We start from the raw sequence: 22,105 nt of genomic DNA, 5'->3' as shown, positions 1-22,105 counted from the left end.
TCGTCATAGAAAGGCACATAAAGGCGCAAGTGAGGAGGTCCGCCCGATGTCGACAGGGACACTTCTGGCAATCATCCTTCCCATCGTGGTGGTGATCGCCGTGGCGGCCGTGGCGGCCTCGCTGCTCATGCGCCGCCGGAAGCTACGTGAGCGCTTCGGCCCGGAGTACGAACGAGCGATGGGGGACGCCGACAACCGCATGGCCGGCGAGCGTGAGCTCAGGGCCCGCGAGAAACGGCATGACGCGCTGGACATCAAGCCGCTGGACAGCGGCGTCAGGGATCGGTACTCCAGGGACTGGACCAGTGTTCAGGAAGAGTTCGTGGACCGTCCGGAGGACGCCGTCCACGACGCGGATCGCCTCGTGACCTCCTTGATGCACGAGCGCGGCTATCCGACCCAGGACTTCGAGCAGCAGATCAAGGACCTCTCGGTCGAGCACAGCCGCACACTCGAGCACTACCGGGCCGCCCACGATGTCGACGAGCTCAGCACCCGGCACGAGGCGACAACCGAGCAATTGCGGGGGGCAATGGTGCACTACCGGGCCCTGTTCGACGAGCTGCTCTCCGACGGCGGCGGACCACGCCGCCACGCCCCGGCCTGAACAGATCGGCGAATCGCCTGTAGCCCCGATCCGGGAGGGAATGCCTCCCGGAATGGAGGAGACATGGAGCGCAGAGACATACCGGATACCGCCACCACGAGCGGTCTGTCCACCGACGACCTCGCCCACCCACGAGAAGGGTCCACACAGGAGGGCGCGACGAGGACGCCGACCGACGTACCGACCTTCCCTGGTGAGAGCACCAACACTACGGGCAAGCCCGCGGAAGACGAGGCCACGGGGGCTGGCGGGGCCACTCAGGACGCGGCGGCGGGCACGGACTCCAGCACGCAGGACGAGGTCCCGCAGCTCCTCACCCCGGAGGACGAGGAAGGCTTCCGCACACGCTGGCAGGAGGTGCAGAACAAGTTCGTGGACGACCCGCGCGACGCCGTACACACCGCCGATGCACTCGTCGCCGACGTCATGCAAAGACTGGCCACGACGTTCGCCGACCACAAACAAGAACTGGAAGGGCAGTGGAACCGGGGCGAACAGGCGAACACCGAGGACCTGCGCCAGGCCCTACGCCACTACCGCTCGTTCTTCAACCGCCTGTTGGTCACCTGACACCCGCGGCACCAGCCAGAGGCGGAAGACGGCGGTAGCGGCGCTGCTCCCGACTAAGCGGCATGATCTCCGAGGCCAAGCCCTCTTCGCTCGCGGGTGGGTCAGGCTAAGACGGTTCCGGCACCGGTGAGTGACAGATGCTTACGCGCAGGTCGGTAGTCATGTCTCCGTGTTCGTCCGCTCTTCGGGGGCCAGGCCGACCAGGGCAGCGGCTGCTTCCGTGCCGTCCTGGCTCGGCCCCAGCCATTCACACAGCAGGACGGTGGCGTCGTCCTGAAGTTTGCCCTCGTGGTAGTCGAGGACGGCATGGACCAGGTGGCGCAAGGTTTCGGGGACGGGCAGGCCATCGGCGTGGTGGCGGATGATGAAGTCGGTGAAGCGGTCCACGCCGAATTCGTTACCAGCCGGGCCGCGCGCCTCGGTGATGCCGTCGGTGTACAGCACGATGCGGTCTCCCGGTTCGAGCTGTTCGTGGCAGACGGTGCCGTCCAGGCCCAGACCGGTGCCCATGGGATGGGCGGGCGGGCATTTCAGGTGGGTGGTCCAGCGGCTGCCGCGGATGACGATGGGCGGCAAGTGGCCGCGGTTGACCCAGCTGAGCATGCCGGTGCGGGTGTCGAGGGTGGCGAGCACGCCGGTGACATAGCGGTGGTAGTCGTACTGTTCAATCAGCGCCGCTTCTACGCCCTCGGCCTGGGCCACCAGGTCGGCCCCTGCCCTGCGGGCGTTGCGGCAGGCTCCCAGGGCGAGGGCCGCGCTCAGGCCGGCGGCGGTGTCGTGGCCCATCGCGTCGAAGATGGTCAGATGCACCAGGGGTCCGTCGGTGGCGTACTCGTAGGCATCGCCACTGATCTGGTAGGCCGGTTCCATCGATGCGGAGATGATCACCCGCCCGTCGGCGTAGGTGCCCGGCGGCATCAGGTTCCACTGCATCTCGGCAGCGATGTTCAGCGGCTCCGTGCGGCTCAGTTTCGCCAGCGTGTCGCTGGAGGTCCGCTTGCTGACGAGGATCAGAGCGAGAAGGGCGGCCAGCCGGTCCAGGTCCTCCTGTGTGCGGGCGTCGTCATGCTCCGCTGCCGCGTACAGCAGCCCGAGCCGCTCGGTGCCGTCCAGGATCGGAACCCACCACGCCGAACCCTCACCCCCTGGCGGATCAGCGGACACCATGTGGCCGTACTGGTACGCCCGCCCCGGCGCGGTGCCATCGATCCGGATCTCCGTCTGGTGACCGCCGCCGGGCGGCTCCGACCCCTCCAGCAGGCGCACCACCCGCCGCTGCAGATCCCCCAGGTAGATCAGCACGTCGGTGAAGCCCGCAGCCCCGGCATGCACGGCCGCCGCCTCCGCGAGCCGGTCGATGGGCAGCAGATGGCTGGCATCCAGCAGGCCGGCGAGCATCCGCCGCCCACCCGCCTCGCGCTCCTGATCCACGCGTCCTCACCTCGCCTCACCGACGGCATCGACCGTTGTCCCGCCGCCCCGGGCTTCGTCTGTGACCGCAGCACCGTCTACCACCAGGAGTGCCCCGCCAGCCGCTCCCCTACCGCAAACACCATCCTCAGCCGTGGCCTCGATCTGCCAGGGCTTGCAGGGGCTGAAGATCGCCAAATTCGGCGGCCATAAGGATAAAATGGCCACAAAAGCGTCTTGGCTGCAGCTCGATCCTGGTAGCCGGCGCGCCTTCTCCCGCAATGTCACACCTGGGAGGGGTGTCGATGGATCCATGGCTCATCTGGTTGATCATCGCCGCGGTGCTTGTGGTGGCGGAGATCTTCACCGTTACTGCGGCCCTGGGGATTCTGGGCGGTGCCGCCTTGCTCACTGCGGCAAGCGCTTCGTTGGGGGTGCCGCTTGCCTGGCAGTTTCTGGTGTTCACCGTTGGTGCCACGGCGGGGCTGGTGTTTGTTCGTCCTCTCGCGCTGCGCCTCGTGAATCGACCTCAGGCCGAACGTTTCGGCGTGGACGCACTCGTCGGCTCGGCTGCCTACGCCGTTTCGGAGGTGACGGGCGCAGGTGGCCGGGTCCGTATACACGGTGAGGACTGGACGGCTCGCGCCTATGACGAGGCGCTGGTCATTCCTCCCGGCACCATCGTCGACGTCATACAGATCAGCGGCGCCACCGCCCTCGTCTATCCCCGGGAGTGACCGTGGAAGCCTCGGCGTTCCTCATCGCAGGCCTGATCGTTGCCGTCATCGCGGTGTTCACGGTGGTGCGGGCGGTACGCATTGTGCCGCAGGCACGCGCGCGTAACGTCGAACGCCTCGGCCGTTACCATCGCACCTTGCAACCGGGCCTGAACGTCGTCGTTCCGTACATCGATCATGTCTATCCTCCGATCGACTTGCGGGAGCAGGTTGTCTCCTTCAAACCTCAGCCGGTCATCACCGAGGACAACCTGGTTGTCGAAATCGACACCGTCATCTACTTCCAGGTCACCGACCCACGTGCGGCGGCCTACGAGATCGCCAACTTCCTTCAAGCGGTCGAGCAACTCACCGTCACGACGCTGCGCAACGTCGTCGGTTCCATGGACTTGGAGAAAACGCTCACCTCCCGTGACACCATCAACAGCCAGCTGCGGGGGGTGCTGGACGACGCCACCGGCAAGTGGGGGCTGCGGGTCAACCGCGTGGAGATCAAGGCCATCGATCCCCCTCAGTCCATCAAGGACGCCATGGAAAAACAGATGCGGGCCGAGCGGGACAAGCGGGCCGCGATCCTTGGCGCCGAGGGACAGCGCCAGGCGCAGATCCTCACCGCCGAGGGCGACAAGCAGTCCGCAGTTCTGCGCGCGGAAGGCAACCGGACGGCCGAGATCCTCAAGGCCGAAGGCCAGTCCCGGGCCATCGACGAGGTGTTCCAGGCGGTGCACCGCAACGATCCGGACCCCAAGCTGCTCGCCTACCAATACCTCCAGGCACTCCCCGAACTCGCCAAAGGACAAGGCAGCACCTTCTGGATGATCCCCAGCGAGGTCACCTCCGCGCTCAGGGAAGTGTCGCGTGCCTTCGGAGAAACGCTGCCCCAGTCGTCCGCAACCCGGAAGAAGGCCGCGGGTGACACATCTGCGGACGACGCTGCTGACGATGCCGCACGAGCCGCCGAGGCCGCTGCCGAGGCCGTCGCTGACGCAGCCAGAGCCGATGCTGTTCCCTCCGATGTCTTCCCTCCGCCGCATCGTCGCTGACCACGAGCGAGAAACTGACCACGACCACCGTGGAGTTCAGTCGCTGTTCGACCGCAACCAGGCACTGCCGCAGGACGATCGGCACCGGCGGAAGCTGCCCGATCAGGTGGGCCGCCGACGACGCGGCTGACCACCGTGCAGGGAGCCGGACGTGAGGAATGAGGCATCATGCCCCCGAAAGCGGGAGCTCAGTGCGCCTGACCTCTTGCAACGCACCGCCGCCGACGTGTTCGGCTGGCGGGAATCGCGGCCGGGCCAGCTGACCGCGATGGAAGCGGCCCTGGCGGGCCGTGACACGCTGGTGGTCATGCCGACCTGCACGGGGAAGTCGGCGGTGTACCAGGTGGCCGCGCTGCTGCTTTCCGGGCCCACCGTCGTCGTGCCCCCGCTCATCGCTCTGCAGCGGGACCAGGTCGTCGGCCCGCTGAACCACAGGGCTCCTGACGCCGTCGCGGTCAACTCCGCTCAGTCGGCCGGTGAGACGGAGAAGAGCGTCGAAAACCGGCATCGCCTGCGATGACTTGCTCATTTGCGCGTCGCTGGACATGCCGTCAAGATCCACCACGCACGCGGGCAGGTGAGGGAACGGCGCCCGGGTGCAGCGGCCGCGCAAGTGCCCTGGTCTCGGTGTCGCGCGTGAGGTCGGCCCACCGGTCCGCGCCGTCCTCGAGGTGTCGTAGCAGTACCCCTTCGCGGACTGCCCATGGGCAGTCCGTGACCGTGTGGAGGGCCGGGAGTTTCATGGCCGTGTGGACGGCCACCGCTCCGGCCAGGTTTTGGGCGGCGCGCGGGGTGGAGATGCCGGGCAGCTGCATGCGTTCGGCGGTCGGCGGGCGCCTTGCTGCATCAGTCCTTGCCGCGGCCTGTCAGGGCGTCCCTGATCCGGTCTACCATGCCGACGCCGGGAGCCAGCAGCTTGTTGGCCGGCGGGGTGTCCGGAGCCGACGGGTGCGGCCGGGTGGGAGCGGTCTTCTTGGCCTGGCGAACCTTGTCGCCCAGCTTCATCAGCTGGTCCTCGGACATTGCCGCGCGGAGCCGGGGGAAGAGGTTGTCCTCCTCGTCGCGGACGTGGGAGCGGATCTCCGTCATCAGTTCGCCGATGAGCCGGTCGAACTCCTTGTCATCGGCGTCGACGCTTTCCAGGTCCTTCATGGTCCGCTCGGCCTCGGCGTGGTCTTCGATCTCCTTGTCCGCGACCCTGTTGCCGTCGGACAGGAACTCGCGTGTGGCTGGGTAGAGGTATGCCTCCTCGGCGACCGAATGGCGCACCAGCTCCATCACCGCCTGATCGGCGTACACCTTGCGCTGCTTGTCGCCCGCGGGCAGGGCCTCGATCTTTCCGAACAGCTCCTCGACCTCTTGGTGATCGGTGGTCAGTTCCGCGATGACATCCCCGCCGTGTCCCATCGAGCGTTCCCTTCCTGTGCTGACTGGAGTGCCCCGACCGTGTATCCCCGGCCCCGCGCACGCAAACCGGGGAGGGCATCCGGCGCAACGGAATGCCCTCAGGTCGCGCCCATGGTGCCCGTAAGCACCCGAAAGACTCGCTGACGGGACCGAACCACGTGCAGAAGGCAGTCTTCGGCAATGACCAGCGCCATACGTCGAGTGATTGCGTGTGCGACGGCAGGGCACCCGGTCACTGTGGCAGAGCGACCGCGGATCCTCCTGACGGGCTGGTTCAGCTTCCTGCAGGGTGAGGCGACCGCCGGGGACGTGCTGGCACTGCAGCGGGTGCAGGAGACGCTCCGGCGGGCGGGACTGAACCACGATGTGGCCTGGAGCCCCGTGTTCCGGCCGGGCGGGCCGTCCTTGGCGCAGGTCCGCCCCGAGGACTACTCCCACCTGGTGTTCGTCTGCGGTCCCCTCCACGGTCCACAGATCGAGGGGCTGCACCGGCGGTTCGCGCACTGCGTGCGGATCGCCGTGGGCACCTCCGTCGTCCACGCCGCCAGTCCTGCCGTCACCGGCTTCCACCGTGTCCTGGCCCGGGACGCTCCCGACACGGAACCGACGCCGGACCTGGCGGCCTGCGCACCCGCTCTCCCCGCCCGCCCCGTGGTCGGGGTGATCCTCACCCACGGCCAGCAGGAGTACGGATCGCGTCGGCGGCACACGCGAGTCGCGGACGAGCTGACACGCTGGCTGTCCGACCTGGACTGCGCCCCTCTGGAGCTCGAGACCCGGCTCGACGCGCGCGACTGGCGGCTGAGTGCGACGCCCGCCCAGCTGGAGTCGGTCCTCTCCCGGCTCGACCTGGTCGTCACTGACCGGCTGCACGGCATGGTGCTCGCCCTGCGAGCCGGGGTTCCCGCGCTGACCATCGACCCGGTCGAGGGCGGCGCGAAGGTGACGGCGCAGGCCCGCGCCTGCGGCTGGCCCGCGCTGGTGCCCGCCGAGCGGCTCGACGAATCCGCGCTCGATCAGTGGTGGGAGTGGTGTGTGACCTCCGGCCGCGAACTTGCCCGCGAGATCGGTGTCGGATTCCGCCAGGGTGCGGTCGTGGACGGCGCGGAGGATCTTCTCCAGTTCCTCCTACCGGCGTCACCGGTTACCTGATAGGGCGACGGGGCACCCGCATCTCATCCCCGGCGGCGCGCAACGAGGAGAGTCAGTGACGACCGGTCCGCTCCGCGATGACGAGCAGCACATACTCTTCGAGATCGAACGCGCCCTGCGCCGCGACCGCCGCCTGGACCGGCAGATGCGTACCCTGGGCCGGCGCCGACGGCCGCTGTTGGGCCGCGTGGCGCGCTGGTGGCCCCGCCCGTGGACCGCAGCGGTTCTGCTGGTGGTGTCCGTCGCCCTCATGGCGGCCGGCATCGACACCTCGGAGCCAGCGGTGATCTGGATGTTCGCCGCGGTCTGGCCCGTGACCTTGTACTCGGTGTTTCGGCTGCTGTGCCGGTGGACGGAGCCGTGAGAGTCCCTGCGGCAGGAGGCTCGGTGTCGGAATCAGAGGCCGCGCAACGAGCGCGGCCTCGGCCCGCTGGGCGAACGCCGCGCGAGCACCGGCTGAAGCCACCGGTTGGCCCCCCTGATGAGCGGGGCCGCCCAGCACGCGGCCCCGCTCAGCCCGTGTACCGGCGGGCGGTCGAGCGACGTTGGGAGTCCTCCAGGAGCCGCAGTCGGGACTCGACCTCCGTCGGCAGCACCCGCCGTTCGCGCAGCACCCACGGCAGCGCGGCTGCGGCCTCTGCGAAGGCCCGCAGGGACACGGTGTCGCGCGGGACCGTGCGGGCCAAGTGCACGGTACGGCGCAACGCCGGTCCGACCGGGCGGCGAAGCCAGGTGAACCACAGCGTGTTGCGGATGCCGTGGCCCCGGCGCAGCGTGGCGTCTCTGGAGACCGACGGCTGGTGATGGACGGTCAGGTGATCTGCGTACGTCAGCCACCAGCCGTCGGCGGCGAGGTCCGCGGCGAGCAGTTCCTCCTCGCCGCCGAGCCACAGCCGGGGATGGAAGCCGCCGGCGGCCCGGAAGGCGTCGGCGCGCAGCACCGTCGCCGCGGCCAGGAAGGAGCCGAGAGCCGGACCTGGCAGCCAACTCGGCCCCACGATCGGCGAGTTGCGCAGTTCGGTGACGATCGGGTCTTCCGTGCCGTCCGGTTCGACGACGATGCGTGCCGTGACCGCTCCGACTGCCGCGTGCCGGTCGAGCAGGTTGGCGGCACCGGAGAGGGTGCCCGGCGACCACCATGAGTCGTCGTCGCAGAAGGCCACGTACGGCGTGTGCACGTGGCGCATGGCCAGATTGCGGCCGACGGCGCCGAGGTTCCGGCCGGGGAGCAGCAGCTGTACCTCCGGGTGGTGGCGCACGACGGCGGCGGCGGTGCCGTCGACGGAGCCGTTGTCGGTAACGATCACGCGAGGGTGTTCCGGCAGTTCGGCCAGGTGGTCGAGGGTGCGCAGCAGTTCGGGGCGGCGGTTGTGGGTGATGACGACGACGGTCGTGCGGGGGTCGGTCATGCCGTTGCTCCGGTGGCTGTGGATGCGGTGTCCAGGGTGCGAGCGGCCCGCTCGACCTGCGGGGGCAACGGGCTGCGGGCCCGCAGTGCGGCGGGCAGACACGCGAGGGCCTCGCGCAGGGCGCGGCGGGCGTCGGGATCGTGGCGGGCCTCCGCGGTCAGGTCGCGGGTGCGAGCGAGGGCGTACGGCAGGGGGCGCCGCAGCCATGCGGTGAGCAGGGCGTTGCGGGGGACTGTGACCGGGCGGCCGGTGCGGGGCGACGGGTCCGGGTGGTGGTGGGCAACGACGTCGGGGCAGTGCGTGACGCCCCAGCCGCGGGCGGCGAGATCGTAGGCGAGCAGGGTCTCCTCGGCGCCGAAGAACAGCACCGGGTGGAAACCGCCCGTGTCCAGGTAGGCGCTGCGGCGGAGGACGGAGGCACAGGCCAGGAAGCCGAGGACCTGCGTGCCGGGGAGGTCGGTCGCCGGGCCCAGGGGCGACGTGGCGAGCAAGTCGTTGAGCGGATCCGGTTCGGCGGCCGGGCCGACCAGGGTTTTCGCGGAGAGCAGGCCCAGTCGCGGGTGGGCTTCGAACAGCTCGGCTGAACGGCTCAGGGCACCCGGCGCCCACCAGGAGTCGTCGTCGCTGAAGGCCACGTACGGGGTGTCCAGGGCGCGCACCCCGTCCGTACGGGCGAGGGCACCACGATTCGACGGCAACGCCACCACTCGGACCTCGGAAAACTCCCGGGAGAGCAGCTCGTTAGTGCCATCGGTGGAGGCGTTGTCGACGACGACGACCGGAGGCCGCTCGGGGAGGGCGAGAAGGTGACGGAGGGTGCGGGCGAGCGAGGGCGCACGGTTGCGGGTGGCGATGACGACGCCGACGGAAGCGTGGCTCATGACGGGTCGAGGAGTCGGCCGGGGGCGTCCAGGACGTCCCCGGGGCGGATCCGCAGCAGGACCGGGGCGGGGCGGCGCCCCTGCGGATCACCGTCCGGGCCCGGATGCCACAGGACCAGGTGCCGCGGACGCACGGGCGGGCCCCCGCGGCCGGGCGGCACGCGCCCGAGGAGGGTGACGGAGGGTGCTGCGTGGGCGACGGCGAGGTGGGGGATGCCGGTGTCGCCGCTGACCACGGCGCGGGACTCGGCGACCGACGCGAGAAGCCGGCCGAAGGGGAGGCCGTCGCCGAACACATCGATGCCGGGCAGCCGTGCCTCCTCGGCCGGCGCGAAGGCCGTGGTCCACGACTTGTGCACGTGCCGGAGCAGGGTCCTCATGTCTCCCCCATCAGCTTCTCGACGGCGACCACGACCTCGTGCCCGGTCACCGACTCCAGGCATGGGTGGCCGGGCACGGGGCAGGTGCGGGCCCTGGTGTCCGCGCAGGGCGCCAGCTGGTCACCGAGGAGCACGTACGGCACGCCGTAAGGCCGCCAGCGCTCGGCCGGCACCACCGGGGAGAAGAGCGAGACGACCGGGGTGCCGACGGCGGCCGCGAGGTGGGCAGGCCCGGTGTTGCCGGTGACGACGGCGTCGGCCCCGGCCAGCACGCCGGCCAACTCGTCGGCGCCTGTGCGGCCCCCCAGATCGAGACCGTGCCGCCCGGCGACGTACGCGGTCAGGTCCCGCTCGTCCGGCCCGCCGGTCACCACCACGCGGTGTCCTGCGGCGGCCAGTTCGCGTACGGCCTCCGCGCTGCGTTCGCGGCTCCAGGCGCGGGCGGGGACGCTCGCGCCCGGGTGCAGCACGACATACGGCCCGCGGCCGGTCACCGCGGTGGCACCGGGCGGGTGCAGCACCCGCAGCCGCCCGTCGTCGACCCCGGGGAAGCCCGCGGCCTCGGCGAGGTCGAGCGCTGCCTCCGCCTCGTGGGCGTGCTGCGCACGGTGATGGCGTACGTCGAGAAGGGAGCCGGGGTAGTCCTCGCTGTCCGCGGCGATGTGTCCGACACCGGCCAGGCGCAGCAACAGGGCGGTGGGCAGCGGGGACTGGTGGAAGGAGGTAAGGATCACGGCGCTGTCGGCGTCGATCGTCTCGACGAGCAACTCGACCTCTCCGCGGCCGACGGGCGGGGGGTCGAGGCCCACCCAGGGGGCGTCCCACACGAGGATCTGGTCCACGCCGGGCAGCAGGCGGGCGGCGGGTGCGCCCCGGGGGCCGACGAGCAGGGTGACGGTGTCGGCGCGGGCAGCGACGGCTCGGACGGCGGGCCCGGCGAGCAGCACGTCACCGAAGCTGTCGAGGCGGGTGACGAGAGCCTTCATCGTGGCCTCCCGCGGTTGTCGTAGGCGGCTTCGGTGGCCGGGGCGGTCCATGGCGATGGCCCGGCCGGCACCGCGCGCACGGAGGTCAGGGAGTCCGGCGCCACCCGGCTCGCGCTCGCTGTGTCCTCCGGCCGCGTCTGCGGGGCGGGCACGAGGATGCCGTGGGCGCCCGCCCGGCCGGGGTGGGCCGGCTGGGAGAGGTGTCCGAGAGCACGCGGCCCGTACGCGCCGCGGCCCTGGAACCAGGCGACCACACCGTCGGAGGCCAGTTCGTCGGCGACCGTCCCGGCGATGTCGTCGGGCTTGTCGTCAGGGATCGCGGCCTGGTCGGGCCAGGCGGCCAGATCGTCGTCGCTCCATCCGCGGCCCGGATCGGCGTCGGGCATCGCCCGCGGGATGTCCGCCATGTGCAGGGCCCCGCCGAGGGCGGTTCCGGCGTCCTCGGCCGCGGGGTGCGCCCATGCGTGCCGGTACGGGTCTCGTTCGGCGGTCCTGGAGTTTGCGACGCAGTTGAGGGCGACGCCGCCGGCCATCGTGAGCGCCTCGCCCCCGGCCTCACGGTGCAGCCCATGGACGAGTTCGAGCAGCGGCTCTTCGTGGACCGCCCGGGTGCCGGCCGCGAGGTCGGCGTGCTGCTGTGTGCACTCCTCGCCCGCCGTCCGGGGCGGGGCGAAGGGGGCCCGGTTGACGCCGTGGGAGCGGAAGCCGCCGCCGGTCGGGTGAACATATTGAGGTAACTGGGGGAAGAAGCGCGGCTTGTCGTGGGAGGCGAGGGCCATCACCGTGTCACTGCTGCGCAGGAAGCCCAGGTGCTCGGTCAGCTCCTCGCGGACCAGGCCCAGCGAGTCGGGCAGCGACTGCCCGGCGAGCGTGTCGAGCTTGCCGTCGCGGTAGCGTCCGGCCGGATGGGAGGAGGCCTGGCCGCGGCCGTCGAGGACCAGGGCGGCGCCGTCCGGTTGCGGCGAAGCAAGCCCGGCGGAGGCGGCGTGCGCCACGTGGTGCGGCACGAAGGCCACCCGGCCCAGGTCGAGGCCGGGCAAGGCCTCGGCGAGGAATTCGCGGGCGCGGCGCGCGTAGTCCAAGGGCAGCGAATACCGGAGATCGTTCAGCCCCATCTCATGGGCGGGGCGAGCGAGCGTCGGGCCGAAGGAGTACGCGACGGCTTCGAGCTCCTGCGCCCGAACACCCGCGCGCACCAGGCACCAGCGGGTGGAGAGGCCGGGCAGCTCCCACGCAGAGAACGGCGCCAGGCGCTTGCCGTGTTCGCGGCGGCTGAGACGCTCCTCCTCGGCGGCCGCGACCGTGTGACCGTCGACGACGCGAGCGGCGGCCGGGTCGTGGAACTGGGCCTTGATGCCGAGGATGCGCATGGAATGTAGCTCCGTCCCCAAGAGGCTCGGGTGACTGCTGCTGCGCGTCTGCGAGTGCCTGTCCTGCGGTTGTCTCAAACACTTGGACACAGCCGACCCCAGCAGCCACCGCCGTTCCTCTCAGCGCCTTGGCAGCCACTTTCCGTCACGTCCCCAGCCCCGAGTGCGCCGCACCCGTTCAGCGGCCGCTGAGCAAATGAACCAGTGAATCATGTGTTCCAGGCCCTCGTTCACCCGAACCGCCGTTGCCAGTCCGCCCCTTGCCGCGCGAGCCGGGTATCGGACTGGCGGCGCGCGGGGTCATCGACGGCCGTTCGCTCACCGGATGCGCGAGGCGGAGCCGGCGTGGTGGAGAGGTGAACGGAATCGCCGAAAGCGCAGCGGCAGTCGAGCGTGGCTGCAGCGGACGCACATCAGGACCTGGCGGAGGTGTGCCGCCAGCCTGCAGACTTCCATGATCGCGCAGTGGCGGCCTTCGGTGTCGAGGTCGCGGAAGCTGTGCCCGGCGCGTTCGACGGCTGTACCCGCGGCCCTCAGGCCGACTGTGGTGCGGGTCCACCACGACCTCCTCGGAGGCCACGTGCTGCGAGAAAAGTCCTTCCCAGCATCCACATCGTGGCGCTCACCCACGGGTACTCGGAGCGGAACGGCGATGAAACCACCGCCCACACCAAGGAAGGATGGTTCCCATGACCCAGCATGTCAGCGACGTCATGACGAGCGCCCCGATGACTGTAGAGCCGCAGACCTCGGTGACGGCTGTGGCCCGGATGATGCGGGACGAGAACATCGGCGCCGTTCTGGTCACCGAGGGCGAGCGATTGCGCGGCCTGGTCAGCGACCGCGATCTGGTCGTACGTGCGATGGCCGAGGGCGGCGACCCGAACAACACAACCGTGGCCGACGCGTGCAGCGACGATCTCGTCACGGTGGGACCCGACGACGACCTGCGCATCGCGGTGAATGTGATGCGCGAGCATTCCGTGCGCCGTGTACCGGTGGTCGACGAAGGGCAGCACCCGCTGGGCATCGTCTCCATCGGAGACCTGGCCATCGAGCGTGACCCGGACTCGGCACTCGGCGACATCAGCGCCGCGCCCCCCAACCAGTGACGCCTGGCGATCAGGCTGATCGGCATGGTGGTCCTGCTCGTGTGACGCCCCGAGCACGCTCGGGGCGTCACACGATCAGGGGCGCCGCCAGGCATCGTCGGGAAGATGGCTGCCCGCCTGCGGGCCCATCCGAAGCATGCCTCCGTCGACCGCCCAGGAAGCGCCCGTGACGTAGGAGGCATCCGGGCCCGCGAGGAACGCGATCACGGCCGCGACCTCGCGGGCGTCTCCGGGGCGTCCCAGCGGCACACCGGGTCGCCGCTCGGAGTTGACGTCGGCGTCCTCCTGACCTGTCATGGGCGTGGCGATTTCCCCGGGAGCGACGGCGTTGACGGTGATCCCGTGCTCGGCCAGCTCCAGCGCCATGACCTGGGTGAGCAGCCCGAGCCCGCCTTTGGCAGCGCAGTACGGCGCCGCACCGACGCGTGGCTGGTGCTCATGGACGCTGGTGATGTTGATGATCCGGCCGCCGTCACCCTGCGCGATCATGTGGCGGGCGGCGCGCTGGGAGAGCAGGAAAGGACCCACCAGATCGACGTCGAGACCTGGCGCACGGTGCTGAGATCCAGTTCGAGGAACGGCGTCATGGTGCCCGTCCCCGAGTTGTTGACCAGTACATCGATCCTGCCGAGCCGCTCGGCCAGCCCGTCCACGACGTCAGCGGCTTCCGGTAGCCGGGTGAGGTCCAGTTGCTCGATCTCGGCGCGGCGTCCTGTCTCGCGGACCTCATCCGCCGTCCGCTGCGCGCCTTCGTGGTCGCGGTGCCAGGTGACGCCGATGTCCAGGCCGGCTTCAGCCAGCCGGACCGCGGTGGCCCGGCCGATCCCGGAATCGGAACCGGTGATCAGGGCGACGGGAGTGGTGTGCGGTTCCATGGCGGCTCCAAGTGACTGAGGGCTCAGGCAACCGTCCCGGCGAGGAGACGGCTGCCGGCGCAGGAAGTACCTCAGGGGCTCGCCCGTGTGGATGTCGGACCCGCACCCTGTGTCCCCTGGGTACCCGCACCGCCGACGCGGTACCTTGCGCTCGCCTGACGGGGAGCCGGCCGGGTCTGCCGTCAGCCTCGCTGCTGCTCGTGGCTTCCACGACCGTCACGAACAGAAGCCAGAAGACGACAAGGGGCGCAGCGCGCCATCATCCACCGCCGCCCGCAGCCTGGCTCCTGGCTCCTGGCTCCTGGCTCCTGGCTCCTGGCTCCTGGCCGACTCTCCTGCCCGGGGAGCATCGAACCGCGACTCCGCCGCCGACTTGGGAAACCGGCGTCGCAACAGCATCACACAGCGTGGCCGTCGGCGGCGTCCTCCTCCGCGCGCTGGTAGCCGTCGGCGGCTACCGGTTCGCCGCTCGCTGGGCTTCGTCGTTCGGGTCCGCGGTCATGTGACCGAGTGCTTCAGCTGGTTCGTTGTGGCGCGCCTGTATGCGCGCGATGACGCGCTCCTGTCCCAGCCTCTTGGCCTGGCGGAGCTTGGCTTCGGCAACGAGTACGGGGACCCAGAACAACCAGCCCCACAGGCTGAATTCCAGCACTCCACTCCACACCAGTGCCTTATTCAGGCCGAACGACGCGACGAACGTCAGCACATACGCTTCGACCCGGTGCGCGAGAAGCAGGCGCAGCGGTGCGTTCCGGGCCCCCTGCAACAGCTCAACCGCCGCGGCAAGTTCAGCGGCCCGGAGGTCTTCCCCTGTGTCCTCGTTGGACTCGCCACGAGCGGCTCTCCGCAGCGCGTCGGTGACCAGCACGCTCTGCTCCGCTGTGGCTGCCTGCTGAGTTCGCCCTCTAGCAGCGGCGACCTTCAGGTCGTCCCAATAACCCCGTCCGGCCCAGCCCGTCGCATCATCGACTCGCTCACGTTCAGCCGACCCGGGCGGCGCCAGCTCTTCGATTCTCTCTCGCAGAAGCACCGCGCGGCGCGCCCGACCCGGGTATTCGAAAGAGTCCGAGCGAAGGCACAGCTCCACATACGACACCAGAAGCCCGAGATCGTCCGCCGCTAGTGCGAGGCCCTTGCGATACGCGGACTCAGCCTCACGGTCATGGTCCTCCTCGTCCTCCGCGGCGTGTGCCTGTCCGAGCCAGCGGTAGAGGACCGGATCCGGCCCGAACTCATCGAGCCCCGCCTCTGCCGCTGCTCTCACAGCGGCATAGCCACCCACCGCGAAAAGCTCTGAGCACCGCTCCACATACTGCTGCCGCTCCACATACTGCTGCCGTTCCACGTTCCCACCCCAGCCGTCCGAGTAAGCACCTTCTGACGTACTCAGCGCCGCTGTCAATCATTACTTGATCACGAACACGAGATCAACTATGGGTAACCAACAGCTGAAACCGCTCGTCGACGCCACCCAACTCACCCGCGCCGTCGACGCCGCGCCCTCCCGAGATGAGTTGGTGCTAGAAGTCGAGATCCAGGTAGTCGATGTCGTTGATGGCCACGTCCGAAAGGCCCATGGCGCGGGCACCACCGTCCTGGAAATACACTTCCTTGAATCCGTCGGCGATGATTTGACGCATCTGCTGATCGCCGGCTCCGGCGTCGCGCGCCTCGAACAGGCGGCGGGCGTGCTCCGGGGGAAGGTGCACGGTGAGGCGGCGGAAGCGTCCGTCGTCGGTGGTGCCGACCGGCGCGGTGTAACCGAAGCGGGCCCGCGTCTCCACCGTGATGCCACGTGTGCTGGCGGCTTGACGCTGCCGGCGCTTGCGCACGCCGGGCTGCCACCGGGCGCGCACCGCGTCGTCGATCTTCGCGGCAACGTCGGCGCGGGCGTGCTTGCGGGCGCCGCGCCGGTAACGGTTGACGGAGTCGGCGGTGACACCGATCTCCTGAGCGACGGCCTTCGCGCTGCCCAACTGCTTGAGCAGGTAGCCGATCTTGCCCTTCAACGTCTTCGGCGGCTCCCGGGTGAACGACTCCCGGTCGGCCCTCTCGATCGCGTCCTCGATCTCTCCTGCCACGGTTCAGCTCCCCTCAGGGGTGAAGTGCTTGTCGTTCGGGTCGACCAGCGGGAACCAGGTCCCGCGCGTCTCGCGCAAGTCGTGCCGCCACAGCTCGAACCAGGCTGATGAGCGGCGGGTGCGCATGTCCTTCCTCAGGCCCTCCACGCGCGCCTCCAGGTGGTGTCGGTGTCGACTCCGACTCCCCGTCCGCCTCCAGGCGGTGTCGGTGTCGTCTGCGACTCCCCGTCCGCCTCCAGCGACAGTGCGTCGGTGTCCTGACCACGGGCCTACTCGCCTTCGTCCAGTACGGCGTCGCCGCCCTTGATGTGGCGTGCGGGGTTGAGACCCTGCTCCATCAGGTCCACCGCCCACATCATCGGCTGGACGCCCTCCATCTTGGCCAGGCCCGGCGTGGGCCCGAGGCGGAACCCGCCCGGCTGAGGCTTCCCGCTGGCCGCGTACGGCAGGATGTCGAGCGGACTGGCGCCGGGCGAGGGGTAGACGACACAGTCGGACAGCACGGCAAGCGGGTACAGCCCTGTCATCTTCGCCATGTTGTTGAGCTTGCGGTGCATGTTGACCCGAGCCTTGCTGATGACGGCGGCGCGGATGTCAGGGCGCCAGGTGGGCCGCTCCAGGGCCGACCACCGCTCGCCCTCCTTGTAGTGCTTGCCCTGGGGGCGCTCGCGCAGTTTGCCGACGCCGCCCTTCACCGTTGCCTTGATCGCGGACAGTACGGCGACCAGGGCCGGGTCGATCTGCTTGTGCTGTTCCATCGCGGCGAGGAACTCGGCGTCCGTGAGGTCCCGGGTGACGCCGAGGTCGGCGAGGGTGTCGACGTACGCGTTCTTGAGGCGGTCGTGCCACGGGTCCAGGTACGCGCCGGTCTCACGGCGTAGATACGCCTCCACGGGCTGGACGTTGTGGCCGAGCTCCTGGGCGTAGGCGACGGTGTGTGTCTGGTACCAGGCAGGTCCCGTCGGGCGGGTGCCGTCCGGCGTGAACGGCGAGGGCAGGCGCGGGTCCAGCTCGATGTGGGAGAGGTCGACCAGCCAGGAGCCGGGGATCTTCGGGTTGAATTTCGGGGCGTGGAAGTGGTCCGGTGCGGACAGACCGACGACGAGGCGGGCCGCAGCGGCAAGGAACGCGGTGTTGAGGTCCAGGCCGACCGCGTACGGCAGCATGCACTCCGCGTCCGTCAGCCAGTCCACCGGCCGCACCCACTGGTACGCCTCTTCGTTGAGGAATCCGCCTCTCCAGCCGGTGTTGACGACGACGGGGTGCTCCGGCGTGGCCTCCGGCGGCGCCGGGTCCATGGGCTCCGTGCCCAGGGATCCGGGATTGTGACCGGGCACCCAGTTGCCGGTCGCTTCGTCCCGCTCGGCGCGCGTGGGTGGGCGCAGCGCCGTCATCAGCTCCAGCCCGGAGACGGCCGTGGAGCCGCGCGGGGTGATGATCCGCTGGGCGTAGAGCCCGAGGACGCGGGCGATGTCGGCCGGTTCCATGTCGACGACGCCAGGCCAGGACCGCTCATCAAGGGCGTCCCAGGAGAGGATCGCCAGCTGCACGCACTGCCGCTCGCGTCCCTGAGCCTTGCGGTAGATCCGCGCCCACGGGCCGAACCCCCGCTGCGTCAGCTGCCACTTGGCCTTGGCGACCTGCTTCACGACCGGGTGGTCGGCGGGCAGGCGCAGGGAGCGGCGCTGCTCGTGGCCCTCCAGGCGTTCCGGCAGCCCCAGCTTCACGGCTGCCGCGGCGGTCAGCACGATCAGCGGGTCGCTGTCCTTGCCGTAGCGGTGCAGTTTGGCGGCACCGAGGGCGGAATCGCGCAGCGTCCACTCCACCAGCTCCGGGATCGTGGTCGCGGGGCAGTCGAGGACGATGCCGTCGACGCCGTACGCGGAGCCGTCACCGTCCAGGACGGCGAGCGGGCCGTGGGGAAACCGCGAGTCGGGGGCGGGCTTCCCGGCCCTCTGCTCGGCCGGACGTCGCGAAGACGTAGCCGGGCGCGCGGCCGTGCGGGCGGGGGGGGCGGTTGAGGCCTGCACGGCGGGGGGCTCGGATGAGGCCTGGGCAGCGGCGACCTCCAACGGCGCTGCGCTCTCCCGTTCTTGGGCGGCCCGGCTGGTGGAGGTGGCCGGCGCCTCGGGCTGCGGCGTGGCTGCCAGGTAAGGCGCAGGGGCGGGCGCGCCGTGCGGGGGGTACTTCGCTGCCCAGCCGCGCAGCAGTCGCTGGTACGCCTCCAACCGCGGCGGGCGGGGCTCGGAGCGGCCGTTCTCCCAGTTCTTGACGCTCTGCGTCGTGCTGCGCAGCGCGGCCGCGAGGCGGGCCTGGGTGATGCCGGCCGCCTCGCGCAGCCGGGCCCGCTCCGCCGGGGACGGAAGCTGGGGCTCCTCCTCCAGCAGGGCGTCCACGCTGGCGAACAGCTCTTCCTCGGTGGCCATAGACGTCTACCTCCCAGCCGCACCCTAGCATCGATTAACCCCGAATTTAGCCTTATGTTTAACTTACTCGGATGCATCTGCTAGGTTGACGACGCGCTGCGCAGACCGTGCGTCGCATGAACAGTGGCACCGTCCAAGGAGACGCACGTTGCCCGACAGCCGCAGAGTTCTGTATGTCACCGACCTTGCCTACCAGGCCCGGGGACGGCGCTATTGCGACGAGGACATATGGCTGACCTCCCGACTGCGCGACCACTTCGACATCGCACTGTGCCACCCGCTGGAAGCCGCCGCGCTGATGGACACCTTCGATGTGGTGGTGGTCCGCAACAGCGGGCCCGTGTTGCACTACCAGAACGAATACGACGCCTTCCGGGAGCGGGCCACTGCCCGCGGTACCCGGGTCTACAACCCGCTGTCCGGTCGGGGCGACATGGCCGGCAAGCAGTACTTGCTGGACCTGACCGCCGCCGGATACCCCGTCATCCCCACCATCGCCCGGTCCGAGCACCTGCATCTGCTGCCCGAGGCCGGCCAGTACGCGGTCAAGCCGAAGGCGGGCGCGGACTCCATAGGCCTGACCTTCGTCCCCCGAGAGCAGCTGGGTGGCATCGCCTACGGTGACATCCTGGTCCAACCGCGCATCGACTTCCGCTACGAGGTGTCCTTCTACTACATCGACGACACCTTCCAGTACGCCCTGCACGCCCCCGATCCCGAGCGGCGCTGGAAACTTGAGCGCTACGAGCCCACCGACGCCGACCTGACCTTTGCTCAGCGCTTCCTCGACTGGAACACGCTCGACCACGGCATCCAGCGCGTGGACGCCTGCCGCACTCGGGAAGGCGAGCTGCTGCTCGTCGAGTTGGAGGACCTCAACCCGTACCTGTCCCTGGGTCTGGTGTCCGACCGGACCCGTGACTCCTTCGTGACGCACATGACGGCATCCCTCCACCGGTTCCTTGACGCTCCTCCCCACGCCTGAGGCGGCACGCGAGCCCTGAAGAGTGAACGCTCCAATGCAATGAGGCTGGAGAGTGGAACCATGTCCGAGGTTCGGCTGCGGGATCACCAGATCGAGGCCGTCGCCGCCATCGTGCGTGGCCTGGACGTGCCGCCGGGCGGGATCCCCGCGAACGGACTACGGGGGCAGGTACATGCCGCGTGCGGGACGGGCAAGACCTTCATGGCCGCCGCGGCGGCGAAGCGGCTCGCGCCCCGCGGCCGCGTCCTCGTGCTGGTGCCGACCCTGGACCTGCTGTCTCAGTCGGTGGCGGCGTGGCACCACGCCGGCCACAAGGGACCTGCTGTGGCGGTGTGTTCGCTCCAGGACGACCCGCAACTGTGGAACCTCAAGGTGCGCTGCACCACCAACCCGATCCAGCTGGCCCTGTGGCACGGGCAGGGACCCGTCACCATCTACGCCACCTACGCCTCACTGCCTGTCCTGGCCGAAGCCTTCGAAGGCGCGTACGGCCAGCAACTCGCCCCGGTCGACCTCGCTGTGGTCGATGAGGCGCACCGGACCAGCGGCTCGATGGGCAAGGCATGGGCCGACGTTCACGACCAGCAGGTCATCCCCGCCGCGCGTCGGCTCTACCTGACCGCCACGCCCCGGATCTGGCAGGAGCGGCCCAACTGGGAGGTGGCCGAAGGCGTCCGGGACCCGCTGCCCCGGGAGTTGGTCGCCTCCATGGACGACGAGTCCGTCTTCGGCCCCGTCCTGTACAAGCTCACCCTCGCCTCGGCCGTCTCCCGCGGCCTGCTCGCCCGCTACCAGATCATCGTGGTCGAACTGAGCGACCCCGTGGTCACACCGGAGCGGCTGATGGCCGAGGAAGGCCGTGGTGAGGAAGTGCGCGGGCAACGGCTCGGCGCCCTGCAGGCCGCACTGCTGCGCACCATGGCCGACCACGACCTGAACACCTGCATCACCTTCCACCACCGCACGATGGAAGCGCAGGCCTACGCCGAAGGACTCGACCGCGTCGCGGCCAAGCTGCACGCCGACCAGCCCGAGACGTACCCGGCACAAATCTGGGCGGACTGGCTGTGCGGTGAACACGCCCCGGAACACCGACGCGAGGTCCTGGCCGGCTTCGGCACCACCGCCCGACGCGCCGTCCTGTCCAACTGCCGGGTCCTCGGTGAAGGCGTCGACATCCGCGCCGTGGACAGCGTCGCCCTGCTGGACTCCAAGGGCGCACCCCACGACATCGTCCAGGCCATCGGCCGCGCACTGCGCCAGAAGCCGGGACAGCGAAAGCTCGCCTCGCTCATCGTCCCGGTCTTCCTGTCCCCTGGGGAGCGACCCGAGGACATGTTCACCTCCGCGTCCTACCGGCCCCTGGTCAAGGTCCTGGCCGGCCTGCGCGCACACGACGAGGAAGCCGTCGAACTCCTCGCCGTCCCCCAGGAGCCGCAGAAGAACGTCGCCCAGCCCTCGACCTGGATCGGCTCCGCCCCGGAGGAAGGCGAGGAAGAATCCCGCCTGCTGCTGCGGTTCGCAGCGCCCCGCGACCCGGTCATGGTCGCCGAGTGGGTGTCCTTCAACGTCATCGACACCGAGAAGCAGGACTGGGCCCGCGGCTGGGCAGCACTGAAGCGGTACACCGAACGCGAAGGCCACGCCCGCGTACCGTACGGGCACAAGGAAGGCGCCTACCCCCTGGGGCAGTGGATCGCCGAACAACGACGTGCCTACGGAGCCGGCCAGCTGACCGGCCGGCGCGCCACCCGACTGGAAAAGCTCGGCATGGTCTGGTCGCTGACGGACGAACGGTTCCAGGAGAACCTAGCGGCCGCCCGCGCCTACCACGAGGAGCACTGGACCCTGTGTGCGCCTCGGTCCGCGACTGCCCTGGACCGGCCGGTAGGACAGTGGCTGTCGAACCTGCGCCGACCCGGCGCCCTGGACGGCCACCCGGAGTGGGCCAAGGCGCTGGAGCAGATCGACGAGCACTGGAATCCGGCGTGGCCGGCCGACTGGCAGCGGCACTACGCCGCCGCCCGCGAACTGCTCCGCGACGAAGAGGGCACGGCCGATGTCCTCCCCGGCGTCACCGTTCACGGCATGGACATCGGGCGCTGGCTGCACAAGAACCGACAGCACACCGCATGGCAGAGCCTGAGCAGCGGGCAGCGCGAGCTCTTGGAGGAAATCGGCGTCGCGTCACTACCGCCGGAGCAGGAGGCCCCGGCCCCGGCTCGCAAAACCGGCACGGGAGCTTTCCAGCGGGGCATTGCGGCCCTGGTCCAGTACAAGGCCCGCACCGGCCTCGTCGGCCCCGTCAGCCGCACCCATGTCGAGACTCTGCCGGACGGAACCGAGGTGAAACTCGGCGTGTGGCTGTCGAACACCAGAACCAGGCGTGACAAGCTCAGCGCCGAGAAGCTCCAGCAGTTGGCCGCCCTCGGGCTGCAATGGGCGACGTAGCCGCTGAACAACGGCGTCTTGCCGCGAGAGGACCTTCGGGGCAGCGGCTGTATTCGTTGTTCGCTCTCGATGCCGGCAGTGGCCGGCCGGTTCGGCGGGATCAAGCCGGGCTTGGCCACGTCATCGGCCCGGGTGGCGCTTGTCGAGACGTATGTCGGGGCGCCGGAGCCCTGGCCACCCACTGCTGCGGCACCGTCCCCCAGATCCTCCGGGACGAGCAAAA

General features: G+C 69.9%; 21 protein-coding genes and 2 pseudogenes. 10 read left to right on the top strand and 13 right to left on the bottom strand.

Translation table 11 applies throughout. The features are described from left to right. The first annotated feature begins 46 nt into the window (after positions 1 to 46). Positions 47 to 607 (top strand): hypothetical protein, encoded by a 561-nt coding sequence (locus tag ACFV6X_RS16210; RefSeq protein ID WP_385383394.1) that lies wholly within the window; start codon positions 47 to 49, stop codon positions 605 to 607. A gap of 63 nt (positions 608 to 670) precedes the next feature. Next, positions 671 to 1,177, top strand: a complete 507-nt coding sequence (locus ACFV6X_RS16205; RefSeq protein WP_385383391.1) for a hypothetical protein — start codon at positions 671 to 673, stop codon at positions 1,175 to 1,177. A gap of 159 nt (positions 1,178 to 1,336) precedes the next feature. On the opposite strand, the gene ACFV6X_RS16200 is transcribed toward ACFV6X_RS16205, so the two are convergent. After that, positions 1,337 to 2,575: a PP2C family protein-serine/threonine phosphatase gene (locus ACFV6X_RS16200; protein ID WP_385383434.1), complete on the bottom strand. Its 1,239-nt coding sequence runs from the start codon at positions 2,573 to 2,575 to the stop codon at positions 1,337 to 1,339. A 317-nt stretch (positions 2,576 to 2,892) separates the two neighbouring features. Here ACFV6X_RS16200 and ACFV6X_RS16195 point away from each other — a divergent pair, with 317 nt between their 5' ends. The 3 genes from ACFV6X_RS16195 to ACFV6X_RS16185 all read left to right on the top strand — a co-directional run bounded on the left by ACFV6X_RS16195 (position 2,893) and on the right by ACFV6X_RS16185 (position 4,887). Continuing rightward, positions 2,893 to 3,324, top strand: a complete 432-nt coding sequence (locus ACFV6X_RS16195) for an NfeD family protein (RefSeq protein ID WP_385383388.1) — start codon at positions 2,893 to 2,895, stop codon at positions 3,322 to 3,324. A gap of 2 nt (positions 3,325 to 3,326) precedes the next feature. Continuing rightward, complete coding sequence (locus ACFV6X_RS16190) at positions 3,327 to 4,367, top strand: SPFH domain-containing protein (protein WP_385383385.1); 1,041 nt, start codon at positions 3,327 to 3,329, stop codon at positions 4,365 to 4,367. A gap of 205 nt (positions 4,368 to 4,572) precedes the next feature. Then, positions 4,573 to 4,887: a DEAD/DEAH box helicase gene (locus ACFV6X_RS16185; protein ID WP_385383382.1), complete on the top strand. Its 315-nt coding sequence runs from the start codon at positions 4,573 to 4,575 to the stop codon at positions 4,885 to 4,887. Between the two features lie 31 nt (positions 4,888 to 4,918). Here the strand turns inward: ACFV6X_RS16185 and ACFV6X_RS16180 are convergent. Both ACFV6X_RS16180 and ACFV6X_RS16175 read right to left on the bottom strand, forming a co-directional pair. Then, a pseudogene (locus ACFV6X_RS16180) lies at positions 4,919 to 5,197 on the bottom strand (Ppx/GppA family phosphatase); the annotation flags it as partial. Positions 5,198 to 5,213: 16 nt separating this feature from the next. After that, complete coding sequence (locus ACFV6X_RS16175) at positions 5,214 to 5,774, bottom strand: hemerythrin domain-containing protein (RefSeq protein ID WP_385383380.1); 561 nt, start codon at positions 5,772 to 5,774, stop codon at positions 5,214 to 5,216. Positions 5,775 to 6,011: 237 nt separating this feature from the next. Between ACFV6X_RS16175 and ACFV6X_RS16170 the strand changes: the two genes are divergently transcribed. Together ACFV6X_RS16170 and ACFV6X_RS16165 are read left to right on the top strand one after the other, a co-directional pair. Further along, positions 6,012 to 6,926 (top strand): polysaccharide pyruvyl transferase family protein, encoded by a 915-nt coding sequence (locus ACFV6X_RS16170; protein WP_385383377.1) that lies wholly within the window; start codon positions 6,012 to 6,014, stop codon positions 6,924 to 6,926. A gap of 55 nt (positions 6,927 to 6,981) precedes the next feature. Then, positions 6,982 to 7,290, top strand: a complete 309-nt coding sequence (locus ACFV6X_RS16165) for a DUF3040 domain-containing protein (RefSeq protein ID WP_385383374.1) — start codon at positions 6,982 to 6,984, stop codon at positions 7,288 to 7,290. A gap of 148 nt (positions 7,291 to 7,438) precedes the next feature. On the opposite strand, the gene ACFV6X_RS16160 is transcribed toward ACFV6X_RS16165, so the two are convergent. The 5 genes from ACFV6X_RS16160 to ACFV6X_RS16140 are packed head-to-tail and all read right to left on the bottom strand — an operon-like array spanning position 7,439 to position 11,952. Further along, positions 7,439 to 8,335: a glycosyltransferase family 2 protein gene (locus ACFV6X_RS16160; RefSeq protein WP_385383371.1), complete on the bottom strand. Its 897-nt coding sequence runs from the start codon at positions 8,333 to 8,335 to the stop codon at positions 7,439 to 7,441. Further along, complete coding sequence (locus ACFV6X_RS16155) at positions 8,332 to 9,216, bottom strand: glycosyltransferase family 2 protein (RefSeq protein WP_385383368.1); 885 nt, start codon at positions 9,214 to 9,216, stop codon at positions 8,332 to 8,334. Before ACFV6X_RS16155 ends, ACFV6X_RS16160 begins: the two co-directional genes overlap by 4 nt. Beyond that, positions 9,213 to 9,596 (bottom strand): glycosyltransferase family 9 protein, encoded by a 384-nt coding sequence (locus ACFV6X_RS16150; protein ID WP_385383365.1) that lies wholly within the window; start codon positions 9,594 to 9,596, stop codon positions 9,213 to 9,215. The genes ACFV6X_RS16155 and ACFV6X_RS16150 overlap by 4 nt, the downstream gene beginning before the upstream one ends. Next, entirely contained in the window at positions 9,593 to 10,582 is a 990-nt protein-coding gene (locus ACFV6X_RS16145; protein WP_385383362.1) for a glycosyltransferase family 9 protein, read from the bottom strand. The genes ACFV6X_RS16150 and ACFV6X_RS16145 overlap by 4 nt, the downstream gene beginning before the upstream one ends. Beyond that, complete coding sequence (locus ACFV6X_RS16140) at positions 10,579 to 11,952, bottom strand: carbamoyltransferase N-terminal domain-containing protein (RefSeq protein ID WP_385383359.1); 1,374 nt, start codon at positions 11,950 to 11,952, stop codon at positions 10,579 to 10,581. Before ACFV6X_RS16140 ends, ACFV6X_RS16145 begins: the two co-directional genes overlap by 4 nt. Positions 11,953 to 12,641: 689 nt before the next feature. Here ACFV6X_RS16140 and ACFV6X_RS16135 point away from each other — a divergent pair. Further along, positions 12,642 to 13,064 (top strand): CBS domain-containing protein, encoded by a 423-nt coding sequence (locus ACFV6X_RS16135; RefSeq protein ID WP_385383356.1) that lies wholly within the window; start codon positions 12,642 to 12,644, stop codon positions 13,062 to 13,064. 75 nt (positions 13,065 to 13,139) lie between these two features. Here ACFV6X_RS16135 and ACFV6X_RS16130 read toward each other — a convergent pair. From ACFV6X_RS16130 to tap, 5 genes and pseudogenes are all read right to left on the bottom strand, one after another. Further along, a pseudogene (locus ACFV6X_RS16130) lies at positions 13,140 to 13,939 on the bottom strand (SDR family oxidoreductase). A gap of 454 nt (positions 13,940 to 14,393) precedes the next feature. Further along, positions 14,394 to 15,284, bottom strand: a complete 891-nt coding sequence (locus ACFV6X_RS16125; RefSeq protein ID WP_385383353.1) for a hypothetical protein — start codon at positions 15,282 to 15,284, stop codon at positions 14,394 to 14,396. A 175-nt stretch (positions 15,285 to 15,459) separates the two neighbouring features. After that, positions 15,460 to 16,020 carry a telomere-protecting terminal protein Tpg gene (gene tpg, locus ACFV6X_RS16120; protein WP_385383350.1) on the bottom strand — a complete coding sequence of 187 codons (561 nt, stop codon included), beginning with the start codon at positions 16,018 to 16,020 and terminating at the stop codon, positions 15,460 to 15,462. 3 nt (positions 16,021 to 16,023) lie between these two features. Continuing rightward, positions 16,024 to 16,167, bottom strand: coding sequence for a hypothetical protein (locus tag ACFV6X_RS16115; protein ID WP_385383348.1), 144 nt, complete (start codon positions 16,165 to 16,167; stop codon positions 16,024 to 16,026). A 122-nt stretch (positions 16,168 to 16,289) separates the two neighbouring features. Continuing rightward, positions 16,290 to 18,446 carry a telomere-associated protein Tap gene (tap, locus tag ACFV6X_RS16110; RefSeq protein WP_385383345.1) on the bottom strand — a complete coding sequence of 719 codons (2,157 nt, stop codon included), beginning with the start codon at positions 18,444 to 18,446 and terminating at the stop codon, positions 16,290 to 16,292. Between the two features lie 148 nt (positions 18,447 to 18,594). Between tap and ACFV6X_RS16105 the strand changes: the two genes are divergently transcribed. Together ACFV6X_RS16105 and ACFV6X_RS16100 are read left to right on the top strand one after the other, a co-directional pair. Beyond that, entirely contained in the window at positions 18,595 to 19,431 is an 837-nt protein-coding gene (locus ACFV6X_RS16105) for a hypothetical protein (protein WP_385383343.1), read from the top strand. Between the two features lie 60 nt (positions 19,432 to 19,491). Then, complete coding sequence (locus ACFV6X_RS16100; RefSeq protein ID WP_385383340.1) at positions 19,492 to 21,882, top strand: Helicase associated domain protein; 2,391 nt, start codon at positions 19,492 to 19,494, stop codon at positions 21,880 to 21,882. Positions 21,883 to 22,105: the final 223 nt, after the last annotated feature.

The sequence above is a fragment of the Streptomyces sp. NPDC059861 genome, from assembly GCF_042731435.1.
Classification (GTDB): Bacteria; Actinomycetota; Actinomycetes; order Streptomycetales; family Streptomycetaceae; genus Streptomyces.
Note: the sequence above shows the minus strand (reverse complement) of the source record. Positions and strands in the feature narration are given on the sequence as shown.

Excerpts from the sequence above, each read along its gene's own strand:
- ACFV6X_RS16210 (WP_385383394.1), top strand. The coding sequence starts at position 47 with ATGTCGACAGGGACACTTCTGGCAATCATCCTTCCCATCGTGGTGGTG.
- ACFV6X_RS16205 (WP_385383391.1), top strand. The coding sequence starts at position 671 with ATGGAGCGCAGAGACATACCGGATACCGCCACCACGAGCGGTCTGTCC.
- ACFV6X_RS16200 (WP_385383434.1), bottom strand. The coding sequence starts at position 2,575 with ATGCTCGCCGGCCTGCTGGATGCCAGCCATCTGCTGCCCATCGACCGG.
- ACFV6X_RS16195 (WP_385383388.1), top strand. The coding sequence starts at position 2,893 with ATGGATCCATGGCTCATCTGGTTGATCATCGCCGCGGTGCTTGTGGTG.
- ACFV6X_RS16175 (WP_385383380.1), bottom strand. The coding sequence starts at position 5,774 with ATGGGACACGGCGGGGATGTCATCGCGGAACTGACCACCGATCACCAA.
- ACFV6X_RS16160 (WP_385383371.1), bottom strand. The coding sequence starts at position 8,335 with ATGACCGACCCCCGCACGACCGTCGTCGTCATCACCCACAACCGCCGC.
- ACFV6X_RS16155 (WP_385383368.1), bottom strand. The coding sequence starts at position 9,216 with ATGAGCCACGCTTCCGTCGGCGTCGTCATCGCCACCCGCAACCGTGCG.
- ACFV6X_RS16150 (WP_385383365.1), bottom strand. The coding sequence starts at position 9,596 with ATGAGGACCCTGCTCCGGCACGTGCACAAGTCGTGGACCACGGCCTTC.
- ACFV6X_RS16145 (WP_385383362.1), bottom strand. The coding sequence starts at position 10,582 with ATGAAGGCTCTCGTCACCCGCCTCGACAGCTTCGGTGACGTGCTGCTC.
- ACFV6X_RS16140 (WP_385383359.1), bottom strand. The coding sequence starts at position 11,952 with ATGCGCATCCTCGGCATCAAGGCCCAGTTCCACGACCCGGCCGCCGCT.
- ACFV6X_RS16135 (WP_385383356.1), top strand. The coding sequence starts at position 12,642 with ATGACCCAGCATGTCAGCGACGTCATGACGAGCGCCCCGATGACTGTA.
- tap (WP_385383345.1), bottom strand. The coding sequence starts at position 18,446 with ATGGCCACCGAGGAAGAGCTGTTCGCCAGCGTGGACGCCCTGCTGGAG.
- ACFV6X_RS16100 (WP_385383340.1), top strand. The coding sequence starts at position 19,492 with ATGTCCGAGGTTCGGCTGCGGGATCACCAGATCGAGGCCGTCGCCGCC.